The sequence below is a fragment of the Pseudomonas sp. D3-10 genome (genome assembly GCF_051132175.1).
In the GTDB taxonomy this organism is placed as follows: domain Bacteria; phylum Pseudomonadota; class Gammaproteobacteria; order Pseudomonadales; family Pseudomonadaceae; genus Aquipseudomonas.
In genome coordinates this window covers 39,251-54,203 of record NZ_CP071668.1, presented here as the reverse complement: position 1 = coordinate 54,203, position 14,953 = coordinate 39,251, and the positions used below count along the sequence as shown (strand labels likewise).

At 60.0% G+C, this 14,953-nt stretch carries 14 protein-coding genes; 3 read left to right on the top strand and 11 right to left on the bottom strand.

Annotated elements, in window-relative coordinates; all coding sequences use genetic code 11:
- Positions 1-95 precede the first annotated feature (95 nt).
- From gltP to J3P90_RS00230, 4 genes are all read right to left on the bottom strand, one after another.
- The gene (gene gltP, locus J3P90_RS00245) at positions 96-1,427 is read right to left on the bottom strand and encodes a glutamate/aspartate:proton symporter GltP (RefSeq protein WP_420766012.1); all 1,332 of its coding nucleotides are present in this window, start codon (positions 1,425-1,427) and stop codon (positions 96-98) included.
- Positions 1,428-2,119: 692 nt separating this feature from the next.
- Entirely contained in the window at positions 2,120-2,584 is a 465-nt protein-coding gene (locus tag J3P90_RS00240; RefSeq protein WP_434608645.1) for an inhibitor of vertebrate lysozyme family protein, read from the bottom strand.
- Position 2,585: 1 nt separating this feature from the next.
- Entirely contained in the window at positions 2,586-2,750 is a 165-nt protein-coding gene (locus J3P90_RS00235) for a DUF1328 domain-containing protein (RefSeq protein ID WP_003177151.1), read from the bottom strand.
- Between the two features lie 78 nt (positions 2,751-2,828).
- Complete coding sequence (locus J3P90_RS00230) at positions 2,829-3,116, bottom strand: hypothetical protein (protein ID WP_434675627.1); 288 nt, start codon at positions 3,114-3,116, stop codon at positions 2,829-2,831.
- A gap of 437 nt (positions 3,117-3,553) precedes the next feature.
- On the opposite strand from J3P90_RS00230, the gene algB reads away from it, so the two are divergent.
- Together algB and J3P90_RS00220 are read left to right on the top strand one after the other, a co-directional pair.
- Positions 3,554-4,900 (top strand): sigma-54-dependent response regulator transcription factor AlgB, encoded by a 1,347-nt coding sequence (algB, locus tag J3P90_RS00225; protein WP_420766015.1) that lies wholly within the window; start codon positions 3,554-3,556, stop codon positions 4,898-4,900.
- A gap of 10 nt (positions 4,901-4,910) precedes the next feature.
- Positions 4,911-6,701 (top strand): KinB sensor domain-containing domain, encoded by a 1,791-nt coding sequence (locus tag J3P90_RS00220; protein ID WP_434675626.1) that lies wholly within the window; start codon positions 4,911-4,913, stop codon positions 6,699-6,701.
- 7 nt (positions 6,702-6,708) lie between these two features.
- Here the strand turns inward: J3P90_RS00220 and J3P90_RS00215 are convergent, their stop codons facing one another.
- The 7 genes from J3P90_RS00215 to J3P90_RS00185 all read right to left on the bottom strand — a co-directional run bounded on the left by J3P90_RS00215 (position 6,709) and on the right by J3P90_RS00185 (position 13,968).
- On the bottom strand, positions 6,709-8,322 hold the full coding sequence (locus tag J3P90_RS00215; RefSeq protein WP_420766122.1) for an EAL domain-containing protein: 1,614 nt from the start codon (positions 8,320-8,322) through the stop codon (positions 6,709-6,711).
- Positions 8,323-8,397: 75 nt separating this feature from the next.
- The gene (locus tag J3P90_RS00210) at positions 8,398-9,177 is read right to left on the bottom strand and encodes an N-acetylmuramoyl-L-alanine amidase (RefSeq protein ID WP_434675625.1); all 780 of its coding nucleotides are present in this window, start codon (positions 9,175-9,177) and stop codon (positions 8,398-8,400) included.
- A 90-nt stretch (positions 9,178-9,267) separates the two neighbouring features.
- On the bottom strand, positions 9,268-11,301 hold the full coding sequence (locus tag J3P90_RS00205; RefSeq protein WP_434608652.1) for a diguanylate cyclase: 2,034 nt from the start codon (positions 11,299-11,301) through the stop codon (positions 9,268-9,270).
- Positions 11,298-12,176, bottom strand: coding sequence for an endonuclease/exonuclease/phosphatase family protein (locus tag J3P90_RS00200; protein WP_420766019.1), 879 nt, complete (start codon positions 12,174-12,176; stop codon positions 11,298-11,300). Before J3P90_RS00200 ends, J3P90_RS00205 begins: the two co-directional genes overlap by 4 nt.
- Positions 12,177-12,191: 15 nt before the next feature.
- The gene (locus J3P90_RS00195) at positions 12,192-12,833 is read right to left on the bottom strand and encodes a thiol:disulfide interchange protein DsbA/DsbL (protein WP_420766020.1); all 642 of its coding nucleotides are present in this window, start codon (positions 12,831-12,833) and stop codon (positions 12,192-12,194) included.
- A gap of 187 nt (positions 12,834-13,020) precedes the next feature.
- Entirely contained in the window at positions 13,021-13,632 is a 612-nt protein-coding gene (locus tag J3P90_RS00190; protein ID WP_434608656.1) for a c-type cytochrome, read from the bottom strand.
- A 45-nt stretch (positions 13,633-13,677) separates the two neighbouring features.
- Complete coding sequence (locus tag J3P90_RS00185; RefSeq protein ID WP_420766022.1) at positions 13,678-13,968, bottom strand: c-type cytochrome; 291 nt, start codon at positions 13,966-13,968, stop codon at positions 13,678-13,680.
- Between the two features lie 191 nt (positions 13,969-14,159).
- On the opposite strand from J3P90_RS00185, the gene yihA reads away from it, so the two are divergent.
- A complete protein-coding gene (gene yihA, locus J3P90_RS00180) occupies positions 14,160-14,801 on the top strand; it encodes a ribosome biogenesis GTP-binding protein YihA/YsxC (protein ID WP_420766023.1) in 642 nt (213 codons plus the stop codon).
- The last annotated feature ends 152 nt before the right edge of the window (positions 14,802-14,953 follow it).

The following is a 14,953-nucleotide window of genomic DNA, read 5'->3' as shown; positions in this document are numbered from 1 at the left end:
ATGTGCCGCCACCATCGCGAGCAGACTCGCTCCCACAATGATTGAGTGATCTCTGTGGGAGCGAGCCTGCTCGCGATGGGACCTTAAGGCATGCCTCAGCGGCTGGAAGTTTCCCCTGCCGGCAACGGCTCCTTGCTGCGCCAGTGCGGCAAAGAATTCCAGTAGCGCTGGCCCTTGGCATCGTCGTACATGCCTTCCCAACGGGAAATGACCAACACGGCCAAGGCGTTTCCGATCACGTTCAGCGCCGTACGGGCCATGTCCATGATGCGGTCGACACCGGCGATGAACGCCAGGCCTTCCAGTGGAATGCCAACGCTGCCCAGTGTGGCCAGCAGCACCACGAAGGACACGCCCGGCACACCAGCGATGCCCTTGGAGGTCACCATCAAGGTCAATACCAGCATCAACTGCTGGCCGATGGACAGGTCGATGCCATAGAGCTGGGCGATAAAGATCGCGGCGATGCTCTGGTACAGCGTCGAACCGTCAAGGTTGAACGAGTAGCCGGTAGGCACCACGAAACTGCAGATAGCCTTTGGCGCCCCATACGCTTCCATCTTTTCGATAACCCGCGGCAACACCGTTTCGGAACTGGCGGTGGAGTAGGCCAGCACCAGCTCATCCTTGAAGATGCGCATCAGCTTGATCACCGAGAAGCCGAACACCCGAGCGATCAGGCCCAGCACCACGAAGGCGAAGAAGGCGATGGCGACATAAACCAGGATCACCAGCTTCGCCAGCGGCAACAGGGAAGCGAAACCGAAGTTGGCCACCGTCACGGCGATCAGGGCGAACACACCGATCGGCGCGTACTTCATGATCATGTGGGTGACTTTGAACATGCTCTCCGACACGCCCTGGAACATCTTCACCAGAGGATCGCGCAGGTCCGATTGCAGGCTGGACAAACCAAGGCCGAACAGGACGGAGAAGAAGATGATCGGCAACATTTCGCCGCGAGCGACGGCCGCGAAAATGTTCGACGGGATCAGGTTGAGGATCGTCTGGACAAACGCATGCTCATGCTGGACCTCGGCCGCCGTGGCCTGGTACTTGGAGATATCCACCGTACCCAGGGTGCTCATGTCGATGCCGTTGCCCGGCTGGAAGAAATTCGCCAAGAGCAGGCCGACGACGATGGCGATGGTGGTCACGATCTCGAAATAGACGATGGTCTTGAAGCCGATCCGCCCGAGTTTCTTGGCGTCGCCTACGCCGGCGATGCCAACGATCAGCGAGGAGATCACGATGGGAATCACGATCATCTTGATCAGACGGATAAAGATATCGCCTGCCGGTTGCAGCACGTTGCTGATCCACCAGGCCTTTTCGGCACTGAAATGGTTGAGCAGCGCGCCGATTGCAATCCCGAGCACCAGACCGATGAGGATTTGCCAGGCGAGGCTTAGTTTTGCCTTCTTCATATCATTACCCTTACTTCAGTTTGACTCGGACAGCCACATCAACGGACCGCCAGACGGCGGTTCGAACCCATGCCGCTGCCCCGTATAAGGTCACCCTGAGCGCCAAAGGCAGCTCACCAGCAGGCGAAAAAAGGCGCAACTATTGCGATGCAAGGGGGGATCGTCTAATGCCGTAAACGCCTACCCTATGCCGAATCGGCATGAGTTTTACAAAACGAAACGTGCGTCCCAAACAGTTCGAATACGCCATTGGAGCAGGCAAAAGTGCCGTGATGCGGCCATTTCAGCGTAGCCGGGCGTTATTCGGATTGCTTGGAAAGACGATGGATGGAGCGGGTCGAAGCTCCGGTCGGAGACAAGAACCCTGGCACTCATTCTCCGATATACGGTAACGGTTCGAGCTCGTGGGGAACAAACAGGACAATGTGTCGCGGCCGGATGGCGGATATTGGCGCAAGAGCAGCGAGACGCTCTAGCGTGGGGATAAGCTCTACGCAAGTTCGCCAAGCCGTCACGACTTCGCGAACTTGCGTCGCAGCTTTTACCTGACCCGGCCCTTTCGCAGGCACCCCTTGTGCCCGTAGGTCACTCCGACCCTGTATGGTCAGAACGTCCCAGCCCCCTGGTCATGCTTCGGCCCTCCTCGGGCTTCACAGAGAGAAAAGCAGCGTTGCTCTTCCCGCTTCAAGAAATCAGTACCAGTTAGGATCTTTCTTGAGCTGTTCCATTAACAGTTCTTGCATACCTTCATCGGGATTGCCAAGAAAGCGATAGTCCGCGTGACGGGTCGGCGACTTATCGGCCGGCAGGCCTGCGGGCACCTCCACCAATAGGGCATAAGCTTCGTCTTTATCGAAGCTGAAGGCGACGAACAGGCGTTTGCTCTTGCAAGTGGCCTGAGTCTCGCACAACGGCCCGACCAGATACTTGTCGCCGTCCTCTTCGACCGCGTTCATTTGCTCTGCATCGCCCGTCAGGTTCATCACCCATTCGGGCAGACGTTCTTCCTTCTTGACGACCTGCTGCCAAGTCTCGCGATATTGCGTGTCCGACTGCAGCAATTGGTTGACCCGCATTTGACCGTCGTTGGCAGCCATTGCCATGGCACTGCCGCCCAACAGCAGGGCGGCGGCCAGTCCTTTAAGAGTCACGCTCATGTCAGCCTCGGCCACGACGGCCAAAGAAGAACGATGCGATGAACATCACCAGGAACACGACAAAGAGAATCTTGGCGATGCCCGTGGCGGTGCCTGCGATACCACCGAAGCCCAATACAGCGGCGATGATGGCAATAATCAGGAAGGTAATAGCCCAGCTCAACATGGTGATTCTCCTTACGCTTTTCTATTTAGTAACGAATCTGGCAATGATGGTTCCGGTGCAACGGACGACCGGTTCGAATCAGAACACCCAGCTCTCTTCACGAGGCATTTCCGAGAGAGGCTGCGCCTGGTCAACTTCCATCATCCGCATCGAAGCGGATTCCTGCGCCAGCGTACTGGCGGCACTGAAATGGGTTTGCGGGGCACGGTAGGTGGATACCAGTGGAGCTTCCGGCTTCTGGCTTTCATGCCAGAGCATCAATTGCTGACCCGCCACGAGCGTGACCAGCAAGGCGACAAAAGCCCACAGCCCCTGCTGGATATGCAGGCGGGTAATGCGAAATTGGGCGGCAACTTGACGATTCATCCTGAAACTCCTCCCCACCCTAGCGGTGATCTGGTTGAGGCGCCCTCAGCGCCACGTTGACCAGAACATTGCAGCCGGCATGCCAGATTTTTTATGACAATAAAACCTTTCCAAATCAATTAGTTAGGAAGACAGCAACCATTTTCGGGAGCGCATCCTGCACGATGGGCCTGGCGAGCGTCGTGCGTTATGCACGAATTGAGATAAAGGTCTGCGGCCGATTTCTTTTTTGAATTGCGGGTCGGAAACGGATGTCGGAATGAGCGAGCCGAACCGTTGTCGCCGGCAGCGCTAAAAATTGGCCGAAAATCAGTCTTTTAGACGAAGGAGGTCCACAGATTCCGATTCGGTGGGTAATATTCGATCAGAATGGACCATGCAACTTGCCCGATTTTTCTGACACTAATCATCATCATTCATTAAGGAGCGTAGGAAAGATGGAATCCGCCACCGAGCATCAAGGCCGCATTCTGCTGGTAGACGACGAGTCCGCCATCCTGCGTACCTTCCGTTATTGCCTGGAAGACGAGGGCTATAGCGTCGCTACCGCCAACAGTGCCGCGCAGGCCGAAGCCTTGCTGCAACGCCAGGTATTCGACTTGTGCTTCCTGGACCTGCGCCTGGGCGAAGACAACGGTCTCGACGTATTGGGACAGATGCGAATCCAGGCACCCTGGATGCGCGTCGTTATCGTGACCGCTCATTCCGCCGTGGACACGGCCGTCGACGCGATCCAGGCCGGCGCCGCCGATTATCTGGTCAAGCCTTGCAGCCCGGACCAACTGCGGCTGGCGACCGCCAAGCAACTGGAGGTACGCCAACTGTCCGCCAGGCTCGAAGCCCTGGAAGGAGAAATGCGTAAGCCTAAGGACGGCCTGGACTCCCACAGCCCAGCGATGAAGGTTGTCCTCGAAACCGCTCGGCAGGTTGCCAGCACGGACGCCAATATCCTGATCCTCGGCGAGTCCGGCACCGGGAAGGGCGAACTGGCGCGGGCGATCCACGGCTGGAGCAAGCGCGCGAAGAAGTCCTGCGTCACCATCAACTGCCCATCGCTGACCACCGAACTGATGGAAAGCGAGTTGTTCGGCCACAGCCGCGGCGCGTTCACGGGTGCCAGCGAAAGCACGCTGGGGCGGGTCAACCAAGCGGACGGCGGCACGCTGTTTCTTGATGAAATTGGCGATTTTCCCCTCGCGTTGCAGCCAAAATTGCTGCGTTTCATCCAAGACAAGGAATACGAGCGGGTTGGCGATCCGGTGACCCGACGTGCCGACGTCCGCATCCTCGCCGCCACCAACCTCAATCTGGAGGACATGGTGCGCGATGGACGGTTTCGCGAGGACCTCTTGTACCGCCTGAACGTCATTACCCTGCACCTACCACCCCTGCGCGAACGCGCCGAGGACATCCTGACCCTCGCCGATCGCTTCCTGGCGCGCTTCGTCAAAGAATACGCGCGTCCGGCACGGGGCTTCAGCGATGAGGCACGCGAAGCGCTGCTAGGCTACCGCTGGCCGGGCAACATTCGCGAGCTGCGCAACGTGGTCGAGCGCGCCAGCATCATCTGCCCTCAGGAGAAGGTTGAAATCAGTCACTTGGGCATGGCCGAGCAACCGATCAACAACGCTCCGCGTATCGGTGCCGCGCTGAGTCTCGACGAACTGGAGAAGGCGCACATCGGTGCAGTGCTCGCCACTGCCGACACCCTTGACCAGGCCGCCAAGACCCTGGGCATCGACGCGTCCACGCTGTATCGCAAACGCAAGCAATACAACCTGTGAGCAGCACCTTATGAAACTGGCGATGAAGCTGCGCACACGGTTGTTCCTCAGCATTTCGGCGCTGATCACAGTGGCGCTGCTAGGGCTGTTGCTGGGACTGGTCAGCGTAATGCAGATGGCCAACACCCAAGAACAATCCGTTCGCGACAACTTCGTGCTGCTGGACCTGGGCCTCAAGCTCCGTCAGACACTGGGCGACCAGTTGATGATCATGCTCGACGAAACCCCCAACCTGGCGGCGCTGGAAGCGTCCAAGCGCCAGTATTTCGAGTTGCTGGACGAAGGCATCGCTCAGGAACAGCGATCGGACGAACCCGCCACCAGCTTCAGCCGCGCCAGAGCCGACTACATCAGCTTTCTCGCGGCTTTCGATGCTTCTCTCCAGCAACCCAAACATCTTGCCAACATTCAGGCGCTCACCGATAAGTTCAACGTATTACGTGGAGGCTTGATCGAGGGCTATCGCCATGCCCTGAACAAAATCAGCGAAACCCAGGACCGCGCCCGCGAACGTGCCCTATTGATTTCAGGCCTGCTGGGGCTGGTGGGGCTGGCGGTGCTGATCATCGGCTTCGTGACGGCCCATGGCATCGCCCGGCGCTTTGGCGCGCCGATCGAGGCGTTGGTCGCGGCGGCTGACGATATAGGTCAAGGCAATTTCGAGGTGACGCTGCCAATCTCCTCGGCGGCGGAGCTGAACCTGCTGAGCCGGCGCTTCGGCATCATGGCCCAGGCGCTGCGCGAACATCAGGCGACCAATGTGGAGGAGCTACTCGCCGGCCAGCAACGCCTGCAAGCGGTACTCGACAGCATTGACGATGGCTTGTTGATGATTGACCGCCAAGGTCGGCTCGAGCATCTCAACCCCGTGGCGCAACGCCAATTGGGCTGGGACCAGGAGCGACTGGGACAAGGGCTCGGGGAAGCGCTTGGACGGGTCGAGCTGGACGACGAGTTGCAGCTGGTCCTGCGCGGCGGCACACAAGAGCGGGCGCCGGACGACCTGAGCATCGAAGTCGATGGCGAGTCGCGTGTGCTGACCTACAGCCTCACGCCGGTCATCCATACCCAAGGGCAGATTCTCGGCGCGGTGATGGTGCTGCATGACGTCACCGAGCAACGCGCCTTCGAACGGGTGCGCAGTGAATTCGTCCTGCGGGCCTCCCACGAATTGCGCACCCCCGTTACGGGCATGCACATGGCCTTCGGACTGCTGCAGGAGCGCATGCATTTTCCTCGAGAGTCCCGTGAAGCGGATCTACTCAATACCGTCAACGAAGAAATGCAGCGGTTGATGCAGCTCATCAATGACTTGCTCAACTTCTCTCGCTACCAGAACGGCTTGCAGAAACTCACCCTGGCGCCATGCTCCATCGAAGAACTGTTGGAAGCCGCCAGGATGCGCTTTGCCGCACAAGCGCAAGCGAAAGGTATCGAATTACTCGTCGAGATCCAGGGTCCGCTGCCGCGCCTGCATGCCGATGCGGCGCAACTGGACCGAGTGCTGGACAACCTCATCGATAACGCGATGCGCCACACCAACGATGACGGCCAGATCCGATTGCAAGCCCGACGCCATGGCGAACGGGTAATCATGAGCGTCGAAGATAACGGCGAGGGGATTGCTTATGGCCAGCAAGGACGGATCTTCGAGCCCTTCGTCCAGGTTGGGCGCAAAAAGGGCGGCGCCGGCCTCGGCCTGGCCCTGTGCAAGGAGATCGTCCAGCTTCACGGAGGACGCATGGGCGTGTACTCAAGGCCAGGGCAGGGCACCCAGTTCTACATGGCCCTGACGGTCTGAGGGCGCTTCACGCCTCGTCATCCATGCGTCGCCCGACCAGACGGCGACCGCGAGTGATCAACTCGATGAGCTGCACCGCGCTGAGCGCGTGGGCAAACAACCAACCCTGACCGAACTTCACGCCCTCGCTGCTCAAATAAGACGCCTGTGCCTCGTGCTCGATGCCTTCGGCGATGACCTTGAGCTCCAGCGCGTGGGCCATGCGGATGATGTGCGGGGCCACGCCACTGCTGGCGGCGTCGTGCCCCAACGCGTCGATGAACGCCTTGTCGATCTTCAGGCAGTCCACCGGCAGTGTCTGCAAGTAAGCCAGGCTGCAATAGCCGGTGCCGAAGTCATCGATCAATACCTGATGCCCTACGTCGCGCAACGATTGCAGGTTATCGCGAGCAACGAGCACGTCGACCAGGCCACGCTCGGTGACTTCGAAGGCAATCTGGTGCGCCGACACACGATGCATCGCCAGCAGCCGGGCGATCACATCGCCGATACGCGGCACCATCACGTCGCAGGCTGCCAGGTTCACGGAAATGTAGAGGTGCGGATTGGCCCGCAACAGCTGGCCCAACTGGTCGAACAACCGCTGGAGGACAAAATCGGTGATCTGGCGGATCTGCCCGGTGTCCTCCGCCATCGGAATAAACAGATCCGGGCTGGTCAGGGTGCCGTCCGGCCGGCGCCAGCGCAGCAAGGCCTCGGCGCCTACGCAGTTGCGGCTGTGTAGATCGAAGATCGGTTGATAGAGCACCTGCAACTCGCCGCGTCGGATAGCACCGTGCAACTCGGCATCCATGGACTGACGCTGGCGCGCGAGTAAAAAGACTTGGAAACCAATGCCCAGCCCCAGCACCAGGCTGATAGGCAGCATCCACCAGGCGTTAGCCGGAATGCGTACGCCGTTACGGGGCGCAATCAGCACCAATTGGTATTCCGGGTTATCGGTCGGCATTCGGTAGATCAACCGATGCTTGGTGACTTGCAAAGCGTTTTTGCTTTTCGGTGGCCACGGCTCCGTCGGTGGCCAGCGCTGTTCGGTGCCTAGGACTGGAATGGCCCGCTCGCCAGCATCCAGGACGACGAGCAGGCTGCTGCCCGGCGGCAGGTCGACCACATCGGTCAGGTGGCCGCGAGACGTTGCCACTCGGAAATTTCCGCGCCCCAACATCAACGCAGCACGGTTCTCGTCGGGCTCCGTGGTGGTATTGAGCCAATAGCTGTAGGCGGGGCCCCGCAAGTCAGGCGCTCGTGCCAGCGACAAAGCGCTCTGGCGCGGACGACTGGAGCACATGCCGGAGCTGTCGATATAAGCCGCCTCGTAGACGAAGCGATAATTGAAACTCACCTGCTGCAAGGTGGCGATCATGTCGTCGTTACAGCCACGCAGCGGTTGTGCCTGCAGGTCATCGAGGCTTTCGCGCAGTTGGCCGAAAAGTTGTTCCAGGCGCTGCAGGAAACGCTCGCCTTGGGCATTCATCTGATCGCTTTCACGCTGTTGGATCTGTTGCATGACGACAAACAGGCTGCCCGCCAGCAACAACACGGTACTTAGGGCAGCCGCCGTCATCGCCAGGAAAATAGGGCGATGGAGCCAGCTCTGCAGGGTTTCGCGCGCAGCCGTCATCATCAGTAATCCGAAAGTTACCAATGAGTTATAGCTTCTGTTTTGGATTTGGTTCGATTAGTCAGACGAGCGTCATTATTTTGTCTGATTGAGCACCTGCAAAGTCGCCGCGCTTTGCGCGTCTGGCGAGCCATCGAACCGGGCCGGCCGGTAGCGCATCTGGAAGGCGGCCAGTACCTGGTGGGTGGCGACATCCCATTCGCCGGTGCGAGGTGTCGGGTAGCCAAGGCGGGCCAGCTCGGCCTGGAACCAACTGGCGGCCGGCAACTGATCGCCATAGGCAGCCTGCTGGCGCGCGACCGCTCCCTCGTCCGGCCAGACGCCCAGGCCTGCCTGCGCGAGTCGCTTCCAGGGAAACAACGGACCGGGATCCAGCTTGCGGTTGGGGGCAATGTCGCTATGGCCAATGATATTGACCGGGTTGATCGCGTTACGCCGGGTGATGTCCTTGAGCAAGGCGATCAACGATTGCACCTGAGCTTCGCTGTAGGGGTACCAGAGGCGGCCGGTGGCCGTGTCGATATAGCCCGGATTGACGATCTCGATCCCAATGGAGCTGGAGTTGAGCCAGGTCCGGCCTTGCCACTCGCTTTCCCCGGCGTGCCAGGCGCGCCGGTTTTCGTCCACCAGCTTGTAGATGGTCGCGTCCTTATCGTCCCCTATCAGGTAGTGAGCGCTGACTTCGCCGTGGGTCAGCAGGGACAACGAACGTTCAAGCGAAGCCGAGGTGTAGTGCACCACGATGTATTGGGCACGGCTGTCGTGGTTGACCGATGGGTGGCTGGTATCGAGCCGGGGGCCGCTCGCACAACCGGCCAGTAGGAGCAGCGAAGCAAGAAGCGGGATAAGTTTCATGGCAAAGAACATGCACGCAGGAAGATAATGCAACAGTGTAACGTATCACCTAGGGATGATCCGATGCCCTTAATAAAATGGAACAATTGCTCAGCCTAGCTCCACTCGGTTACGCCCAGCATTTTTTGCCCGATACAACGCCTCATCGGCTCGTTTGAGCACCAGCTCGCTGCGTTCCCCCGGCTTGAAGGCCGTCATGCCCATCGACACCGTGATTGTCACTGGCTCGCCCTTGAAATGAAACGGACAGGCCTCGATGGCCGCGCGCAATACCTCGGCCAGTTTTGCGCCGGCCGCGAGAGGTGTGTCTGGCACCAGCAGGACGAACTCCTCGCCGCCAAAGCGGGCGATGAAGTCACTGCCGCGGATACGCTTGCGCAGGACCGAGGCAATGAGCTTGAGTACCCGGTCGCCGGCCAAGTGACCGTAGTTGTCATTGATCCGCTTGAAGTGATCGAGGTCGAGCATGGCGATCAACAGGCTATTGCCGTGCCGCTGCCACTGGTCGACTTCCCGTTCGAGACGCTCGCTCCAGGCTGCGCGGTTGGGCAGGCCGGTCAGCGGATCGATCAAGGCCTTTTGCCGCTGCTCCTCCAGGTTCTCGCGCACGATCAGAGCGTCCTGCTCCATCAACGCAACGCGCTCGGCCAGGCTTTTCAGGCGAATCGAAACGTCCTTCTCACGCTGGTCACGCTGCTTGCGATGTTCATCCATCGTACCCAGCAGCCCTTCCAAATGGTTTTCCAGCACTTGCTTGAGGCCTTCCAGGTCATCGGCTTGCTGCATGCTGCTCTGCAGGCCATCCACTTGCTCGCGGATCTGGGAGTCCATTTCCCTGGAGGCCGAAAGATTGTCGGCATGGTCATCGCTGGCGGCTTGCAGCGTGCTTTGGAATGACTCCAGACGATCGTTGAGTCGCTGCAGATAAGCTTCAAACTCGTGCTGGCCGCTGTCAGTGATCGCCAACATAAGCACCGCCAGATCGTCGAGGATCGGCAACAACTCATACCAGTTCAAACCGTTGCGCAAACGCTCTCGCATGGCTTCCGCCTGGGGCCGATGACGCTCGGGCAACGTCAGATCGCCAAGCAAGCCCAGCAGGGTGTCTTCGATATGCCTGGCGACCGAGCTGTAGGAGGGTTCCGGCGAGTCTGGCAGGGCGTAATGAGCCTCATCGGGATCGACCGATGCGGGGAGCTCGACGGGCTCTTCGACAGCAAGGGGTATTTCCTCAAGCGGCTGCGTTGACGCCTCTGGCACCAGCTCGTCCGGGTTTTCCAGCACGGTACCGGGTTCGGCGTGCTCGGCGAGGACCGGGGATGGTTCGACGGCGGCCTGGGCTACCTGGGTGCTGGCTTCCGGCTCGGGCTGCGGTGCAGGCTCGTCTTGCGGTTCATCTGCCGGCTCCGTTACCGCGACCGGCCCCGTTTCTGGCACGGTGGCTGCGTGGTCTTGCTCCGCTAATGGGGTGGGGGCAGGTGCGATGGATACCGTCTCGACTGCCGGTTGCGCAGGCGCCAGCGCCGCGGCATCCGTCTCAGGCGTCGGGCTGGACCGGGCCGGCTCGGACGGCTGGGGCTGGACGGGCACCTCATCGTGACCGTGCCCACCGAACAGCCGTTGCAGCAGACCGGGCCGGCTCGGCTGATCCGGCGTTTCCAGCGCGCTCAGCGCCTTGCCCTGCAAGCCGCTCAATTCGCTGAGCAATAATGGGATTTCCCGCGCCTGGCCGACCCGGGCATCCAATTGCTTGGAGAACTTCTTCAATGGCCGGCTGACTTCCTTCGGCAGCGGCAAGGATTGCAACTGGGCGACCAACGCGGTCAACGCGGCGCTCATTTGGTCCACACGCGTCTCGCGGCGCTGTTCGGAATCGAGTACGGCTTTCTCCAGGCGCGGCAGCAAGGCGGCGAGGGCGGCGTCCATGTCGTCGGTGCGCACCACCTCGCGCATCTCTTTCATGCACTGGTCTACGGCCCGGTCGGTACCCTCGGCGGCCAAGGTGCTGCGCACCAGGCCTCGACGCAGCAAGTCGAGCCGAGCGTCCCAGCGGCGCTCAAGCTTTTCCTGTTGTTCGATGCTCTTGAGGTACTTCTCTCTCCAGCGTTCGGCGTCGTCGCTCATTCATCGGGTCCGCAAGGGGAAGGACTCAGCGCAGGGAATGCGTCGGCCGTGAGCGAACCCGGCAGACGTATTTCGACCGCGACCGGCAGGTGATCGGAAATGGGCTGGGCCAATACTTCGACGCGTTCGAGGGTCAAGGTCGGGCTCAGCAGGATATGGTCCAGGCAGCGCTGGGGGCGCCAGCTGGGAAACGTGGCTTCGAGCTGCGGGGCGAGCAGGCCAAGGTCGCGCAGTGGCGACGTCTGGAGCAAGTCATTGGCGTGGGTGTTCATGTCGCCCATCAGCACCTGGTGCTTGTAGCCGCCGATCAGTTCGCGAATGTAGGCCAACTGCATCGTTCGGGTGCGAGCCCCGAGAGCCAAGTGCATCATCACCACAATCAGCGCCTCCGGACCTTCGCCGAAGCGCGCCAGGATCGCTCCACGCCCCTTGGGGCCTGGTAGCGGATGGTCTTCGATCGCCCACGGTCGCAGGCGACTCAGCACGCCGTTGCTGTGCTGGCCGAGCCGGCCGAGGTTGCGATTGAGTTGTTGGTACCAGTAGGGGAACGCACCAAGATGGGCAAGGTGTTCGACTTGATTGATGTAGCCGGAGCGCAGGCTTCCGCCATCGGCTTCCTGCAAGGCAACCAGGTCGAAGTCTTTCAGCAGGTCGCCTATCTTTTGCAGGTTACCGGCGCGTCCCGTATGGGGTAGCAGATGTTGCCAGCCCCGGGTCAGGTAGTGCCGGTAGCGCTCGGTGCTGATGCCGACCTGGATATTAAAACTGAGCAACCGCAGGCGGCTGTCCGCCGGCAGGCCCGTGGAGGCGACATGGTGCTCGTTGACCCGCGGTTCGTGCAGGCCAACGATGCGCTCGGTACTCCAGCGGGCCATGGCCGTGGGCCGGGCTTAGTTGGCAGCAGCCTTGGTGGCCGCTCGCTCTTTGGCGATCAGCGTGTCCGCCAGTTGCAGCGCTTCGTTCGCGCCGCCAGCGGAGCCGATGTCAAAGCGGTATTTGCCATTGACGACCATGGTCGGTACGCCGGTGATTTCGTATTTCTTCGCCAGCTCACGGGCCTTCTTGATCTGTCCCTGAATAGCAAAGGAATCAAACGTGGCCAGGAACTTATCCTTGTCGACGCCCTGGGTTGCGAGGAACTCAGCCATGTCTTCTTTCTTGGTGAGCTTCTTGCCTTCTTTCTGGATCGCGTTGAACACCGCAGCGTGAACCTGATGCTCGACGCCCATGGCCTCGAGGGTCAGGAACATCTGGCCGTGAGCGTCCCATGGGCCGCCGAACATGGCGGGAATGCGCACGAAATTCACGTCCGAAGGCAGCTTTTCAGCCCATGGATTGATCACAGGCTCGAATGCGTAGCAATGCGGGCAGCCGTACCAGAACAGCTCCACGACCTCGACCTTGCCAGGCACTGCTACCGGCACGGGGTTGGCCAATTCGACATAAGGCGCGGCGGGTGCTTCAGCTGCTTGGGCAGTCACGCCGAACAGGCTGGCGGCGACGAGCGCGGCGCTGATGATCAGATTACGCATGCTTTACTCCTGGACAAATGAGGTGGCCTCGCGAGGCGTGTTTTTCAGACAGGGCCCGGCGGGTTCAGTTTCGCTAGTGTAACGGCAGCGGCCACAAAAAAGGGCGGCCAAAGCCACCCTTTTGATTTTTGCATCGATAGATTAATCGGGCGTTAACGTTGCAAGAGATGTCCCCCTTGCAACGGCCTCAGTGCAGGCCCTGGATGTAGCTGGAAACGGCCGCGATGTCTTCGTCGCTCAGCTTGCGAGCAATCGTACGCATGGTCATCGCGTCGCCATCGTTGGCGCGACCACCTTCTTCCTTGCGGAAATCGGTGAGTTGCTTGGTGATGTACTGGGCATGCTGGCCGCCCAGGTGTGGGAAACCGGCAGCGGCGTTGCCCTTGCCGTCAGGGGAGTGGCACCCGGTGCAGGCTGGGAGGCCTTTTTCCAGGTTGCCACCGCGGAACAGCGCTTCGCCGCGAGCCACTAGTTTTGGATCGGCGGCGCCAACGCTGCCCTTCTGGCTGGCGAAATACGCCGCGAGGTCCGCCAGATCCTGATCGTTCAGGTTGTTCAGCAGGCCGGTCATTTCCAGGACGACACGCTTGCCATCCCTGATTTCCTTCAGCTGCTTGGTCAGGTAGCGCTCACCCTGGCCCGCCAGTTTTGGAAAGTTGGGCGCCATGCTATTGCCATCCGGACCGTGGCAGGCCCCGCATACGGCCGCTTTCGCCTGACCGGCGGCGGCATCGCCAGCGGCGTGGGCTACGCCGGATATCCCCAAGGTCAACAGCAGACTCACGATCAGTTTGTTCATCAGCTAATCCAACTACGGCTAAGGGTTAAGAGTTATGGACCGGGCTTACTCGCTCATCCACTGGATGATGGCTTGGTAATCCTCGGCACTGCAGTCCATGCACAAACCACGCGGCGGCATCGCCTTGAAACCCTGGGTCACGTGTTGCACCAGCGTCCCCATACCTTTCGCCAACCTCGGCGTCCAAGCTTCCTGGTCACCCTTGCGAGGCGCCATGGGTAGTTGGCCGGAATGACAGGCACCACAAACACGGTTGTACACAGCTTCCGGATCCTGTGTAGCCTGAGCGCTGTAAAGCGGCATCAAGACACCGGCAGCTAGCAGCCATTTCGTCATAAAACGACCTTTTCAGGGTTGGGAACGAGCTGCGTTCTGATGCGCAATTCAGTTCTATCGCTCCCGTGAGCTTCATCCTACGCTGGGACAAAGCGCACACAAAATCTGCGGCATTATATACTGGCGTCACTGAAACGGAAACGACACAGCTTGCCGCGTCCATTCCCGACGCCGCCCACATCGGAAATCCCATGCAACTGAAGAACCCCATCCTTGGCCTGTGCCAACAGTCCACCTTCATGCTCAGCGCTGCCAAAGTCGATCAATGCCCTGACGACGAAGGTTTCGAAGTGGCTTTCGCCGGACGTTCCAACGCTGGCAAGTCCAGCGCGCTGAACACCCTGACCCATGCAAGCCTGGCGCGCACCTCGAAAACCCCAGGTCGCACGCAGCTCTTGAACTTCTTCAAGCTAGACGATGAACGCCGTTTGGTCGACCTGCCGGGCTACGGTTATGCCAAGGTGCCAATCCCGCTCAAACAGCACTGGCAACGTCACCTGGAAGCTTACCTGGGTAGCCGCGAGAGTTTGAAAGGCCTGATTCTGATGATGGATATCCGCCATCCGATGACCGACTTCGACCTGCTGATGCTCGATTGGGCCGTTGCCAGCGGCATGCCGATGCACATCTTGCTGACCAAGGCCGACAAGCTCACTTACGGCGCGGCAAAGAACACCCTTCTCAAAGTGCAATCGGAGATCCGTAAGGGTTGGGGCGACACGATTACTATCCAGTTGTTCTCTGCCCCCAAGCGCATGGGGCTGGAAGAGGCCTACACGGTATTGGCCGATTGGATGGAGCTGGCGGACAAGGGCGGCGAGGCGGCTGAATAGCCAAATCGCAGGCAAAAAAAAACCCCGGACTTCGTATGGGGAGGGGGAAGTTCGGGGTCCAAGTTCCGGACCGCTAGGGCGGGGTCCAGATATCTGCCAACACTTAACACAACATAGGAGCATTGAAGGGCTTCACCAGCCATTCAGAATCT

Excerpts from the sequence above, each read along its gene's own strand:
- gltP (WP_420766012.1), bottom strand. The coding sequence starts at position 1,427 with ATGAAGAAGGCAAAACTAAGCCTCGCCTGGCAAATCCTCATCGGTCTG.
- J3P90_RS00220 (WP_434675626.1), top strand. The coding sequence starts at position 4,911 with ATGAAACTGGCGATGAAGCTGCGCACACGGTTGTTCCTCAGCATTTCG.
- J3P90_RS00195 (WP_420766020.1), bottom strand. The coding sequence starts at position 12,833 with ATGCGTAATCTGATCATCAGCGCCGCGCTCGTCGCCGCCAGCCTGTTC.
- J3P90_RS00240 (WP_434608645.1), bottom strand. The coding sequence starts at position 2,584 with ATGAGCGTGACTCTTAAAGGACTGGCCGCCGCCCTGCTGTTGGGCGGC.
- J3P90_RS00230 (WP_434675627.1), bottom strand. The coding sequence starts at position 3,116 with ATGAATCGTCAAGTTGCCGCCCAATTTCGCATTACCCGCCTGCATATC.
- J3P90_RS00235 (WP_003177151.1), bottom strand. The coding sequence starts at position 2,750 with ATGTTGAGCTGGGCTATTACCTTCCTGATTATTGCCATCATCGCCGCT.
- J3P90_RS00210 (WP_434675625.1), bottom strand. The coding sequence starts at position 9,177 with ATGAAACTTATCCCGCTTCTTGCTTCGCTGCTCCTACTGGCCGGTTGT.
- J3P90_RS00215 (WP_420766122.1), bottom strand. The coding sequence starts at position 8,322 with ATGACGGCTGCGCGCGAAACCCTGCAGAGCTGGCTCCATCGCCCTATT.
- J3P90_RS00205 (WP_434608652.1), bottom strand. The coding sequence starts at position 11,301 with ATGAGCGACGACGCCGAACGCTGGAGAGAGAAGTACCTCAAGAGCATC.
- J3P90_RS00200 (WP_420766019.1), bottom strand. The coding sequence starts at position 12,176 with ATGGCCCGCTGGAGTACCGAGCGCATCGTTGGCCTGCACGAACCGCGG.
- algB (WP_420766015.1), top strand. The coding sequence starts at position 3,554 with ATGGAATCCGCCACCGAGCATCAAGGCCGCATTCTGCTGGTAGACGAC.
- J3P90_RS00190 (WP_434608656.1), bottom strand. The coding sequence starts at position 13,632 with ATGAACAAACTGATCGTGAGTCTGCTGTTGACCTTGGGGATATCCGGC.
- yihA (WP_420766023.1), top strand. The coding sequence starts at position 14,160 with ATGCAACTGAAGAACCCCATCCTTGGCCTGTGCCAACAGTCCACCTTC.
- J3P90_RS00185 (WP_420766022.1), bottom strand. The coding sequence starts at position 13,968 with ATGACGAAATGGCTGCTAGCTGCCGGTGTCTTGATGCCGCTTTACAGC.